12 protein-coding genes are annotated in these 13,772 nt (G+C 43.3%); 9 read left to right on the forward strand and 3 right to left on the reverse strand.

From position 1 onward, the window contains the following. The first annotated feature begins 65 nt into the window (after positions 1–65). The 9 genes from HGH91_RS08075 (at position 66) to HGH91_RS08115 (ending at position 8,194) form a co-directional block, all read left to right on the forward strand. The gene (locus HGH91_RS08075; RefSeq protein WP_168737973.1) at positions 66–716 is read left to right on the forward strand and encodes a tetratricopeptide repeat protein; all 651 of its coding nucleotides are present in this window, start codon (positions 66–68) and stop codon (positions 714–716) included. Positions 717–860: 144 nt separating this feature from the next. Next, the gene (locus HGH91_RS08080) at positions 861–2,804 is read left to right on the forward strand and encodes a TonB-dependent receptor plug domain-containing protein (RefSeq protein WP_168737974.1); all 1,944 of its coding nucleotides are present in this window, start codon (positions 861–863) and stop codon (positions 2,802–2,804) included. Positions 2,805–2,821: 17 nt separating this feature from the next. Then, entirely contained in the window at positions 2,822–3,415 is a 594-nt protein-coding gene (locus tag HGH91_RS08085; protein ID WP_168737975.1) for a DUF6580 family putative transport protein, read from the forward strand. Between the two features lie 168 nt (positions 3,416–3,583). Further along, positions 3,584–4,912 (forward strand): DUF5074 domain-containing protein, encoded by a 1,329-nt coding sequence (locus tag HGH91_RS08090; protein ID WP_168737976.1) that lies wholly within the window; start codon positions 3,584–3,586, stop codon positions 4,910–4,912. 52 nt (positions 4,913–4,964) lie between these two features. After that, positions 4,965–5,480, forward strand: coding sequence for a bifunctional adenosylcobinamide kinase/adenosylcobinamide-phosphate guanylyltransferase (gene cobU / locus HGH91_RS08095; RefSeq protein ID WP_168737977.1), 516 nt, complete (start codon positions 4,965–4,967; stop codon positions 5,478–5,480). Positions 5,481–5,489: 9 nt separating this feature from the next. Continuing rightward, the gene (gene cobT / locus HGH91_RS08100; protein WP_168737978.1) at positions 5,490–6,533 is read left to right on the forward strand and encodes a nicotinate-nucleotide--dimethylbenzimidazole phosphoribosyltransferase; all 1,044 of its coding nucleotides are present in this window, start codon (positions 5,490–5,492) and stop codon (positions 6,531–6,533) included. Further along, a complete protein-coding gene (locus tag HGH91_RS08105; protein WP_168737979.1) occupies positions 6,530–7,306 on the forward strand; it encodes an adenosylcobinamide-GDP ribazoletransferase in 777 nt (258 codons plus the stop codon). Before cobT ends, HGH91_RS08105 begins: the two co-directional genes overlap by 4 nt. Then, complete coding sequence (gene cobC, locus HGH91_RS08110) at positions 7,291–7,848, forward strand: alpha-ribazole phosphatase (protein ID WP_168737980.1); 558 nt, start codon at positions 7,291–7,293, stop codon at positions 7,846–7,848. The genes HGH91_RS08105 and cobC overlap by 16 nt, the downstream gene beginning before the upstream one ends. A 130-nt stretch (positions 7,849–7,978) precedes the next feature. Next, the gene (locus HGH91_RS08115; protein ID WP_145660976.1) at positions 7,979–8,194 is read left to right on the forward strand and encodes a twin-arginine translocase TatA/TatE family subunit; all 216 of its coding nucleotides are present in this window, start codon (positions 7,979–7,981) and stop codon (positions 8,192–8,194) included. A 79-nt stretch (positions 8,195–8,273) separates the two neighbouring features. Here the strand turns inward: HGH91_RS08115 and HGH91_RS08120 are convergent, their stop codons facing one another. From HGH91_RS08120 to HGH91_RS08130, 3 genes are all read right to left on the reverse strand, one after another. Continuing rightward, complete coding sequence (locus tag HGH91_RS08120) at positions 8,274–9,599, reverse strand: DUF5690 family protein (protein WP_168737981.1); 1,326 nt, start codon at positions 9,597–9,599, stop codon at positions 8,274–8,276. 142 nt (positions 9,600–9,741) lie between these two features. After that, complete coding sequence (locus tag HGH91_RS08125; protein ID WP_168737982.1) at positions 9,742–12,402, reverse strand: hypothetical protein; 2,661 nt, start codon at positions 12,400–12,402, stop codon at positions 9,742–9,744. 4 nt (positions 12,403–12,406) lie between these two features. After that, positions 12,407–13,237: a GLPGLI family protein gene (locus HGH91_RS08130; protein ID WP_168737983.1), complete on the reverse strand. Its 831-nt coding sequence runs from the start codon at positions 13,235–13,237 to the stop codon at positions 12,407–12,409. Positions 13,238–13,772 lie beyond the last annotated feature (535 nt).

Below are 13,772 nucleotides of genomic sequence, written 5' to 3' on the forward strand. Positions count from 1 at the left end.
AACCCATGAGGTGTTTTTTTTATTTATCTTTGCACCCTCAATAGTGATTTACGAACTGTTTTTTCATGAAAGCATTTAATTTTTTTATTCTATATCGCCTTCCGATCGGAATCGTATTATTAGCCGGCGGTATTGCCCTGGGGTTGACTATAGGCTGGTGGGAAGCCACCGTCGTGCTGGTGCTGGCACTGGTATGCCTGGTGACACATGTGATGTTCGGTCCCATGAGATTAGTACAGGAAGCTGTTGAAGCAGGAGATATCGAAAGGGCTACCGCCCTGATGAACCAGGTAAAGTTCCCAAAACTGCTATACAAACCCATCCGCTCCGTATATTATTTTATGCAAAGTAATATGGCGATGTATTCCAATGATCTTGATAAGGCTGAATCTACTATCCGTCAGAGTATCAATTCCGGAAGTCCCATGAAGGAGTATGAAGGTATGCAGTATTTTCAGCTGGGTACCATTGCTTACCAGAAGAATGATTTGAAAACAGCCGATCAGAACCTGAAAATCGCTATGCGTAAAGGGCTCCCTGATAAAGAAAACACTGCTGCGGCCCTCTTAACATTGGCATCTATTGCCATGACCCGCCGGGACTTTAAATCTGCCAAGGAATATTTCCGCAGAGCCAAAGCTCAGAAGCCTACTACAGCGCAGATCGTGAACCAGATTAAAGAAATGGACAAATATATTTCCCGGATGCCCGGGTGAGTTGACAGCCTACAGGCAGCAACCTACATGTATTGAAGCGGAGAAGAAAAGCGAACGTTAGAAATTCGCTTGCTCTCCGCTTCAATCGTTTCACGCCTTCCAATAAAGAAAATAGCTAATAACTAACCAAAAATCTAGTTCGAGATGCAATTAAAATGCTACCCTTTTATTCTTTTAACATTAGGTTACACGGCAGCTACGGCACAAGACAGCAGTCGCACCAGCCAACTTAATGAAGTTACCGTCACCGCGTCCAAAGGGCCGCAAAAAGCCGGGGAAACCGGTAAGGTGGTCACTATCCTTTCCCATGAATACCTGGAGCAAAACAGTGGTAAAACCATTGCCAGCATCCTCAATCAACAACCCGGACTGGTTATCAATGGTGCAGAAAATAACCGGGGCACTACTCCCAACGTATATATGCGGGGAGCTTCCAATGGCAATACGCTGATCCTGGTAGACGGGTTACCGGTAAACGACGCCTCCCAGATCAACAATACCTTCGATCTTAATTTCATTACACCCGACCAGGTAGAAAGAATTGAAATACTCCGTGGTAGCCAGTCCACCCTCTATGGCTCCAATGCCGTGGCCGGTGTTATCAATATTATTACCCGCAAAACCGGCGATAAAAAGCTGGGGGTAGGCGCTAATGTTAGCTATGGCAGCTACCGCGACTTCCAGGGGAGTGTAAATGTGCATGGCAATATCGAACGCTTCTCTTACCTGGTAAGTTATAAACATGAAAAAGCCAGAGGCTTTTCAGATGCCTACGATTCTACCCACCACGCAGGGTTTGATAATGATGGCTTCCGGCAAAATACCCTGTTTGCCAAGCTGGGCATGACTGCCGGAAAGCGCTGGCAGTTTCAGTATATCACTAACTGGACCAACAACCGGCACGACCTGGATGAAGGCGGCTTTGTTGATGATAAAGATTATACCGGTACTTCCAAATACCTGCTGCAGGGCATCAGCAGCGAGTATAAGTTTAAAAATGGATCCTGGCATGTACTCGCCAGCTATCAGCATACCAGGCGCGATATCCTGAATGATTCCAATTCCGTATCCCCAGCTGCCTATGCAAAATTTGACAGCTCCATATTTGTAGCCAAAACAGCCCAGGTAGAATCCTATGTAAACTGGGACCTTACCCGTCAGATCAAACTGGTGGGCGGCGCCGCATTTACCTTTTCAAATACCCGCCAGTTCGACCACCTGTTGAGTACTTACAGCCCTGTGTTCCAGGATACCGAGCTGTCGCCCGATAGCTCCCGTACCAATCAAACCAGTGTATACGCAGCACTCCTGTTCCATAACCTGAGCGGCTTTAACCTGGAATTGGGCGGACGCCTTAACCACCACAGTCTTTATGGCAATAACGGTACTTTTACCTTTAACCCGTCTTACCTGATCGGGCAACATCATAAAGTATTTGTTAATATATCGTCTGCGTACAATGTTCCCACCTTGTACCAGCTATATGCGGCTGGTTATGGTAACAAATCACTGAAACCGGAAAATACAACCAGTTATGAAGCCGGTTACCAGGCCGACCTGGCACATAGCCGGGTAGGCTTCCGGGCCACTGGCTTCAGACGGGATACCCGCGACCTGGTTATATTCTACTTTGACCCTGTTACCTATTTCAGCCAATACCGGAATGCCAACAAGCAAAAGGCCTATGGAGTGGAATTTGAGGGCAACTGGACCATCACAAAAGGACTGGTACTTACCGCCAACTATACCTATGTAGACGGCAAGGTTACCTTGCAGCAAAATAACAAAGATACCTCCTACTATAACCTGTACCGGGTGCCCAAACACCTCGTTAATGCCAGCTTAGGCTACCAGGTTAACAATGCCCTGTTTGTATCGGTAACAGGTAAATATGCAGGCCAGCGCTTTGAGCAAACCAAGCCTTTAGGGGATTATTATACCCTGGATTTATATGGTGAATATAAATTTGGTAACTTGCTTAAGATTTTCGCCGGGTTTAGGAATATTACAGATTATAAATATTTTGATATTTCCGGTTATAATTCACGCCGGTTTAACTTTAATACCGGTATTTCCTTTAATTTGTAAACATTAAAACCAGCATAATGTCATTAAAGAATCTTAATCCGCGATTTAGTGTTTTGCTGCTCTTCATACTTGCAGCAGGTATCCTTCGCATCGTGTTGGGAGCTGATACCGCCATGTCACCAATAGCCATGTTTTCTCCTGTTGGCGCAATGGCCTTATTTGGCGGTGCTTCATTTTCGCAAAAGTGGAAATCTTATGCATTTCCTTTATTAGCCTTATTTATCAGTGATATTGTACTGATGCAATTCTTTCACAGACAATACGCAGAAGGCCTGCTCTATAAGGGCTGGATGTGGAATTATGCCAGTTTTATACTGATCGTATTATTGGGTCAGCTGGTCATTAAAAAAGCGAGTGTAGGTAATATATTAATCAGTGCTGTAGGCGCTGCTTTTATTCACTTCCTGGTGTCTAATTTCGGCGTATGGATCAGCGGTTCTACCAATTTGCTGACCGGACAGCCTTACACCAAAGACCTGGCAGGTATCAGCAGTTGCTATATCCAGGCTATTCCTTACATGAAATATGCACTGGTAGGTAACCTTATCTATTGCACTATCTTCTTTGGCAGCTTTGAACTGGTAAAACGTCGCATGCGTTTCGCCCAGTAATCATGATACATTTGTTTTTAGAGATTTAGAGATCCGGCAAATGCGTACATTTGCCGGGCTCTAAATCTCTAAATTATTATAGGGGGCACCTCTCCTGCATCAGCATTCTGCTCCGGCACTATTCACGGTAACATTAGTACGAAAACAAGACGTAAATAAATACTTAACATGCGCAGCATTACACGCAAATTTCAACTTTCTCTTACTGTAGCAGCATTCGCCATAGCAGGTCTGGCATCCTGTAGCAAAACCAATGATGCCGATGTAGTGGTACCACAGATTGTGAGTCCCGGTTTAAAAAACGGTAAAGACACCATTTATGTGGGCGACACCCGGTTATTAAGTCCCCAATTGGCAGATGTAAAAAATCCCACTTTCCAATGGCTGGTAAACGGCGTACAGGTGAGTTCAGATTCCTTGTATACATTTAAGCCCACTGAAAGAGGTGATTATACGATCTCCTATAAAATTATTTCTGGTAATGCTATCTCTTCCTATTACTACCAGATTAAGGTAATGGGTAAATTCGATAATGGTTTTTTCCTGGTAAATGAAGGCTGGTTTGGACATGAACCCGGTGATGTCAACTTTTACCGTAACGGGGAAGATTCTGTTTACCAATATGTATTTCAGCGCAACAACCCCGGCAAAACCCTGGGTACTACCACCGAATTTGGCGCCATGTTCAATAACAGGCTGTACCTGGTTTCCAAATCAGGCGCTTTTGTAGTAGCAGATGCGTCTACTATGAAAGAAACGGGCCGTATAGATCAGTTACCGGCCACTGGGAACTCTTTCTGTGGCATTACGCCTGGCCAGGGACTGGTTGGTACCATTAACGGTGTTTATCCCATTAACCTCCAGTCACTCGCGTTGGGCAGCAAGTTAAGCAGCGTAACCGGGCAGATAGGCGGTATCATCAAATCCGGCGCTTATGTGCTGGTAATGTCGCAAACCGATGGTATCGTGGTTTTAAACAACAGTGATTTCAGTGTAGCGAAGAACCTGGGACCAGCAGATGTGGGCTTTGCACAAACCCCTGATGGCAGGATCTGGGCGGCTAAAGGCAAATCGCTCTTTGGTATTAACCCGCAAACCCTGGCAGTGGATACGGTTAGCGTTCCATTTGACGTATATGGCGCGTGGGGCGCCTGGAATGCAGGTATGCTGAGTGCTTCCACCACAGAAAATGCCCTGTTTATCGGCAAAACCAACATGTGGGGCGCTGGTGGCAGAGAAATCTACAAATATGCAACGGGCAATCCTAACTCGCTGCAGGCACCATTTATTACTATCCCTGCCGGCCGCGAACTGTATGGCGCCGCAGTAAGATATAATCCAGGTAATAACACCGTGGTAGTGACCGATGTTAAATCCGGCTATGGTCAGAACTACGCCAATAACGCTTTGTATATCTACGATGCGGGCACCGGCGCTTTAAAGAAAACGGTGTCTTACACCGGCTATTTCTTCCCGGCTATTCCTGTATTTAACTAAGTATGTAGCTCCCGGTACCGAAAATACCGGGAGCTTTGTTTAATACAACACCATGATCTATCTAATTACAGGTGGGGCCAGATCCGGCAAGAGCAGGTACGCGCAGGAATTGGCGCTATCGCAAAGCTCACAGCCTGTATATGTGGCTACAGCCAAAGTATGGGACGATGACTTTGCCCAGCGTATACAGCGTCATCGGGCAGAACGGGGTGCAGCCTGGATCAATTACGAGGAAGAGCTGTATATCAGTAAACTCCCGCTGCAAGGCCATACCGTAGTGATAGATTGCATCACCTTATGGCTTACTAATTTTTTTGTACAAACAGAGTACGATACCGACCATACATTACAGGCCATACAGGCAGAAATAGATCATCTGCATCGGCAGCCAGGCACTTTTATCATTGTTACCAATGAAATAGGGATGGGCGTGCATGCTGAAACAGCGGCAGGACGTAAGTTTACAGATCTGCAGGGCTGGATAAATCAGTACATCGCCCGTATAGCCAACAACGTAGTATTGATGGTATCGGGCATACCCGTTATTATCAAACAAGCAACATCATAAATTCATCGTATGAGCAATATCCGGATAACACCTGTATCACAGGAATTAAAAGCGGCATTACAGGATAAGATAAACCAGAAGACCAAGCCACCCGGATCGCTGGGTAAACTGGAAGGAATTGCTTTACAGGCCGGGCTCATACAAAACACACTCACTCCAGTTATTCAGCAGCCCTCCATTATTGTGTTTGCCGGCGATCACGGTATTGCTGCCGATGGGCAGGTAAATCCCTTTCCACAGGCCGTTACCGCTCAGATGGTCTACAACTTTCTACAGGGAGGTGCTGCGATCAATGTATTTTGCCGGCAGCATCAGCTACAACTCACCGTGGTAGATGCGGGCGTAAACCATGTGTTTGCCCCTCACCCACTGCTGAAAGACCGTAAAATGGGTATGGGTACCCAGAACTTCCTGCATATGCCCGCCATGTCGTTAGACCAGTGTAAGCTGGCTATGCAGGCCGGCGCAGAAGAGGTGACCCTATTACATCAACAGGGATGCAATACCATCGGTTTTGGAGAAATGGGTATTGGCAATACATCAGCGGCCGCGCTGCTGATGAGCCACTTTACGGGCATACCGGTGGCAGAATGTACCGGCATAGGCACCGGCAGTAATGCGCAACAGCTGGCACAAAAGCGGGCTATATTACAACAGGTGATGGCCAAGCATGCCAGGCCGGCATCGCCGGAACAGGCGCTGGCTACTTTTGGCGGATTTGAAATTGCCATGATTTGCGGCGCTATCCAACAGGCAGCTGCGCTGCAAATGCTGGTGGTGATAGATGGTTTCATAGTTACAGCCGCCCTGCTGGCAGCGGTAAACATGCAACCTGCCGTGAAAGACTACTGCGTATTTGCGCATTGCTCGGAAGAAAATGGCCATAAAGCCATGTTGAAACACCTGGAGGTATCTCCCCTGTTGCAAATGGATATGCGTTTAGGAGAAGGTACCGGCGCAGCATTGGCTATACCGCTTATCCAGAGTGCCGTAGCGTTTCTCCGGGACATGGCCAGCTTTAATAGTGCACAGGTATCAAATCGGACGATATGAAAAAACAGTGGCAGCTCTTGCTTACCGCTATCATGTTTTATACTCGTTTACCCATTCCCGTTAATACGCCTTATCACCCGGATATGCTCACCCAGGCTACCCGCTATCTGCCGCTTGTAGGCTGGATCGTGGCAGGCTGCATGATAGGCGTACTATATGTAGTATCTAATATTGCCCCTCCTATGGTCAGCATCCTGCTGGCACTAATTACGGGTATCTGGGCTACCGGCGCCTTTCATGAAGATGGCTTTGCCGATATGTGCGATGGCTTTGGCGGTGGCTGGACCAAAGAAAAGATACTGGACATCATGAAAGACAGTCGCATTGGCACCTATGGTATGCTGGGGCTCCTGTTACTGATGGCGCTCAAATTCCTGTGTTTGCGGGAACTACCGATATTCGGTGTGATGCTGACTATATTGGCGGCGCAGCCGTTGAGCCGATTTATGGCGGTAACGGTCATATATACCCACCAATATGTTCGTGACAATGAAGATAGCAAGGCTAAACCTATTGCCAAGGGGATTAGCTCAACAGGGCTGATCACAGCGGGTATATGGGGCTGCGTGCCTTTTGCTGCCATCATTGTATACCTGCAGAATTACACTTTGCTCCTCACAGTACCAGCCTTGTTACTGGCGCGCTGGTACCTGGTACGTCTCATGAAAAAATGGATTGGCGGCTATACAGGCGACTGTCTCGGGGCGGTACAACAGGTATCGGAAGTGGTCATTTATTTATGCTTTTGTATTCTCACATGGAAATATATTTAATCCGGCATACCACACCGGCAATAGAAAGTGGTGTTTGCTATGGTGCATCAGATGTGGATGTAGCCGCAAGTTTTGATACAGAAGTGGCCAGGATAAAGCCTTTGCTCCCTGCTAAATCCCTGGAAGTATATACCAGTCCATTGCAGCGTTGCGAAAAGCTGGCAGCTGCCTTATTTGGCGATACCTACACAAAAGATGACCGGCTGAAGGAGATGAACTTTGGCGACTGGGAAATGCTGCCCTGGGATAATATCAGTCGCACTGCTTTACGCAAATGGGCAGATAATGTAGTCTTTGAACATATTCCAGGAGGAGAAAGTTATGAAGAATTATATGTTCGTAGTATACAGCTATTGGAAGAAGTAATGTCCAATGGGAAAGATGCTGTTTTGGTGACCCATGGCGGGGTGATCCGCTGTATACTGGCGCATGTGACTGATACTGCACTCGTGGATGCGTTCGATATTTTGGTGGATTATGGCCATATTTCTCACTTACAGGTAGAAAATGAGGAGATAAAAGTGATATTTTCTAATTTATAAGTAATTGCGAACAAATCAATTATATTAAAATTTTCAAATATCTCTCTAAAAAACAAAAAAACTGGTATTTCGTGCTAACTTTATGTTTGCATATACCTTAAATAAAAGAACACAATTTAAAACTGTTATAATGACAACATCTTTTCTGAATATCCCGCTTTTGTTTTTGCAGGAAATAGGTATCAAAGAATTGCTGCTGATAGCATTAGTAGTACTGTTATTGTTTGGTGGTAAGAAGATACCTGAGCTGATGCGTGGTTTGGGTAGCGGCATACGTGAGTTTAAAGATGCCAAAGATGAGCCAACAAAGAAAGGAAGCAGCGCTGATGCTGATGCAAAAAGCTAATTAGATTCCTGTTATAAAGACATAAAAGGCAAACCGTTCATATCATATGAGCGATTTGCCTTTTTTAATTTCTCCTTCTTCAGGCCGCCATCCGTACTTCTTCGTTAAATCCCGGGGTGCTTTTATTGTTCACTGATTCATATCTTTTTTTAAAATACCAGGCGGCGACTATCATCATTACAATACCGGTAACGGATACACTGATCACCGCATCTATGAAAAACTGGCTCCAGGACAGGGATACGCCACTAAAATTTTTAAATAACATCACGGTTACGCTTCCCAGGTAACCAAAAGAATCGGCTACATAAATAACAAACCCCACATTGCTCACATACTTGAACACTGCAATCAACCGCTCGAAGAAAATACAATTGAAAGGAATATATCCCATATAAAGTCCCAGTCCGGTCAGGGTCATCCACCAAACGGGATCCAGGCGGTGCTGGCGGAACATCAGGGTACTAACCAGCGCAATAAGAAAGCCGGTGATCACGATAATATGATTCAGCATGAAAGCGTGGAAATTATTCTTTACAAATACCAGCAAGCTCATAATCAGGATAATAGCAATAGAAATAGGAATTTCTGTTTGGGTAAAAATTCCGGCCTCGGAGCCATAACCCAGGTCCTTCCAGATATCAGCAGCAAAATTATCACGCATATCTCTTAATACCGTTAATAACACATAAGACGCAATCAGCAATACCAGTCCAGGCAAAAAGGCCTGTAGAAAACTTTTACGCTCCTGTTTATTCATCGGCGCCCGTCTGGTTCTGAGCTGTTCGTCTTCTGCGGATGGTGGTGGTATTTGCTCTAACAACACCACGAAAATTATGATCGGCACAATGAATATCAACCCGGTCACAAAAGGCATCCAATATTCCGTTATATGCCAGTCTACCACGGTCATCTTCCCCACCGACTTCACAAAACCAGAAGAGAAAATAAAGCTGATAGATAATACAGCCCCCATAAACTCTGTACTGCGCCGCCCTTCCAGGTAACTGAATACCAGGCCCCAGATCATTCCCAGGGGAAAGCCGTTGATAAATAAAAATGCAATGTTATAAGGAGCAGGCACCAGGGCAAAGCCCAATAATGCCAACCAGGAGATAGCGATCAGTAATAAAATGCTCTGCGCACGCTTGTTGCCTTTCATTTCTGCAATGAAGCGGATACCATAAAACTTGCTGCAGGCATAGCCAATTGTTTGTGTGATCACCAACCATATCTTGTAATCGATCCCCAGGAAAGTGGCCCCCTCGAAAATCCCGGATGTAAAGGGTTTCCGGAAGGCATACATGCAGGAATAGGTGCCAAAAGCCACCAGGGCCGCATACAATGAAAACGTAAGGTGATGGGCATTTTGCAACCGCTTCCGCAACCAGGAAATATTCAGCATCGTAACAAATGGTTTGGGACAAAGGTGCAGGTCCAATGTAAATAGAATGTTAACAAACACTGAACTTAATGTTAAGTATTATTAAACACCATGTAAAATTTCTCAGTAAGATGGACTACGGATAAACCCTCACATTAAAACATTATTTGAAACTGAATCTTACGGTTGCAACAAATTGCCGTGGCCTCAAACCATATTGGCTTTCAATGATGGAATAAGAGGAATTATATAGAATAATATAATTTTTCGTGTTCAGGAGATTATTACAGCTTAGTGCGAAGTCTATTTTCTTTTTAGGCAAAGTATAGGTATACTTTACATCAAGAAAAGCCTGATTCTTCTTCGTTCTTAGTTTATTAATATAAAAATCAGAATGAATAGTCAGCATTTGATGCTTTACTGGAAATACATTCATTTCCAGCAAATGTGTTTGCAGCCGGATATCGTCAAGTTTTTTTTCTGAAAGACGGCTTGTGATAAACGACAGATTCATTCGATAATTAAAATCAAAAAGTTCAAAAAGGTTGTTATAGATGACCATTGAAGCTGTGTATGAACTAATCTTCAGCATGCTCATGTCGCTATTAAACAACTGGGGAGAGGTTGTATTGTTTATATTTCCGATCAACTTAAATGTACTTTTGATCGGGCTATATAGCTTACTGACAGTAGCAGTTACAGAAGTTGTTTTCCGGGCATTCCCCAGCAGTAGCATCTCCATAGAAGTAGCACCAACAGCATCAATAAAGTTATTTGCCAGATAATTATTCCGGGTCCGGTCATAGTGAAACATCACGTCTGCCAACAATGAATTTACCAGATTCTTATATTTAAGTGATAAGCTGTTTGACCATTGATTGCTTTGCCCGATATATCCGGTCTTTGATTTTTGCAATCTATTGTAAGAGGTTAGCATATAATCGTTGTACAACTGCGACAAATCCCCAAACTGATTATCATAGCGCATGTTGAAAAACAATTCCCATAAAGAGGAAATGTCATAAACGACAGACATATTCGGATTAAAAACAACATTGTTAAGTGTAGTGGAAGCGCCCGTCGGAATTTTATACTTGAGGGAAAACTGCTGAAGCCGGGCAGGCATTTCCAGCTGCAATTTCCACGACATATTGTTGTATCGGAGCGTCGGATTCAAATAAGCTTTAATGGCGGTGAACTGGATATCATTCCCGAATCCATCCTGCTTCGCGGGATTGATGGGTAAACTTTCCACCCCTAAATTGCTCTCCAACAACTGCTGCTGAAATAAAATACCCAATTTGGCTATTAATGAAATATGGCCAACTCGTTGTATGAAGCTCAAATTATTATCAATGAAGAGGTCCTTATAAAGCACCTGTTGAGTCGCCTTGTTATAGGGAAGACTATCATTTAATATATTTTGAAATACGCCCGGAGATACAGTCAAACGCTGAGGGCTTTCTGAATAATGGATATTGGCATTAAACCCTACCAAATGTTTCCCCAAAAACATCGTCGAAGTAAACACATTGTTTATAAAAAAAAAATGCAATTTCTCCCACTGGCTAAGACTATTGCTTTGGTTACGTAAAATTAAACCATTCTTGTCATCCCATTTTTTCCCTATGCTCAGCTTATTCTTTAAATATATCTTTTTGTCATTCTTTAGCAGCGTAAAGTCTCCCTGCAGATCGCTGGTGTTGTAGTTGTTATGCAAATTTTCACTAACTATTATATTTCCACCGGGAGTAGAGATCTTGGTATAGGTATTTCCCGCGATTTGCTGGTAGTCATTATAAACGGAAATATTTCCTTTCAACTCCAGACCATTGTCAAATTTCTTCAATAAATTGGAGCTGCCCATTTTAATGTTATTCTCAAGCCATCTCTTCTTGTCGAATGGGGGTTGGGCTAAGTCCCGGACGCCTGTGAACTTATAATTATTAACAGGAAGTGGGGCATCAAAGAAAAACCCAACATCATCTGCCGTATATGAATTCAGTTGCTTAGAAATATCATCTCCAATATTATTAGCCTGAAAGGAATTAATTATTTGGAATGACTTGTTGAAGGTCATAGGCGTGAGATTGGCATCCCAAAGCAACGGACCAGCACCTATTCCAAGTTTTGCGGTACCAGTGGTGAGATATTTCTTAAGCTGTATGTTTAAGGAAGCACTATTGGAAAACGTCAAAGAATCCAGGATCTTTATGGGCTGATCATTCTCAATAATCTGCACATTCTTCACAGCATCGATAGGCAGATTATTATTGGCGATCGCATATCTGCCATCTAATAAATTGAGTCCGTTGATATAATATTTCAACAGAGGTTTACCATTATATAAGATTTTGTTTCCCTCCATTTCAATCCCAGGTAATTTTCTGATAACGTCGCCAATTACCCGGTCTTCTTTATAGGTAAAAGTATTAACATCATAGTTGATAGTATCATTGATCTGATAAATAGGCTTTTTTGCTACCACAACATCTTTCAGGACAGTAACTTTTGAGCCCAATATAAAATGATATTTGCCTGATGTATTCTTCAATACAACTTTCTTCTCCTGGTAGCTGATATGACGGATACTCAATAATATGCTATCCATGGAATCATTTAGTTTCAATTCAAACATGCCATTTCTATCGGAAATAACATATCCCATGATGACGTTACCTGTTATTTTTCGATAAACCACGTTTACCCCTGCTATGGGATTATGCAATGAATCTTCAATGCTCCCGGTTATGATACTTTGAGAAAATACATTCCCAATAAAAGCAAATATGAATTGAATAAGCAGTATCAGCCTTCTCCTCATCAGATTACCGGTTACGATAGTGATATATTTCTATCCAATTATTGTCGGCTTTTGCCTTTTCCTGCGCCCTCTTAGAATAAGCTTCTCTCCCACTCATAATACTTATTCGCCCACTAGCCTCATCCATTTCCAAAGGATTCTTCTGATACTTCTCCTTTAAATGGAAAAATTCCTCTTTGTTTTTTAGCCTTAATGGAGACTTGTAGTAATATGGTCTGATTACTCTATCAACATTGGAAATACTGATTAAGTCAAAATTCCAATAATTCTGGCTGTCAGATATCTTCACAATCAACCCAGGCAACCCGGAAAATTTATACGGCCCATCGGAAACCGGTATATCTGGCGCAAACCATGCATACCATTTCCTGTTTCCAAATACCGTTTCTGCTTTCTGGCAATGGAGAGTGGCAATTGTTGTGGTATCATTTAGCACATTCCATTGAAAAATATATCTCTCCTCCGAATACTTGTATAACAAGGCCACTACTGAGCTAAATCTATCATAGGTGTGTATGCCTTCCTGTGTCTTTAAAACGTGATACCGGAACTTCGTTGGATTGTCATTGTAAAATGACACAGAAGGCCCAATAGCATTACCTTTAGTATTTTCTGCATACATGGCAGAATCGGTATAGTACGAATTTATGCTCTGAAATAATGAACAGCTGTCTCCAACAAATAATCCCATGTATTCGGAAGACCGGCTCAAATCATTTGTACTATCTGGCTGGTAGGTCATTTTATAAATGACCTCTATGGAACATTTGAAAGGACTTACCTGCCCGAATACATTTGTACAAATCAAAAAGAAGAAGATCATCATTTTTTTCATGATAAGCCGGTACTTTTAAGGAAATGAAAACCAGGAGGATACATTTCATCCCCCTGGTCTGTGCTTTATAATCGTATTTATTTGCAGGAATCAACACATTCCTGTGGAGTAGTTACGCAAGAGTAGATTTCAACAGGAGGATCTCCGGGAAGAGTGCAGGTGCATGGAATTTGCCCGTCGGGGCATGGTCCTCCGCTACCTGTGCCACCAAGAATATTTTTCAACTGCGTTCTGGTAAGTATTTCTTCAACCCCAAGTCCCAGCGTTTTTAGTTTTAATTTTTTCATTATTTAACGTTGTTTTAAAAGGTTATTGCTCCTTTTTAAGCCCGGTAGCAGTAAGGCTTTTTACCAGCTATCGTTTGCAACCGACAACCAGTGAAATAACAGGCAATTTCTTTCCCTCATGCCCATACGGAAAGAAATATAATCGTCCAGTGCGGTGAATAATTGGAAAATGTCATAAAGTCTTACTACCAGGGTTACTATCAAAGGTTTAACAAAAGATTACACTCATTTCAATTCGGGCGAGGTTC

This window comes from Chitinophaga eiseniae, assembly GCF_012641265.1.
GTDB classification, from domain to species: domain Bacteria; phylum Bacteroidota; class Bacteroidia; order Chitinophagales; family Chitinophagaceae; genus Chitinophaga; species Chitinophaga eiseniae_A.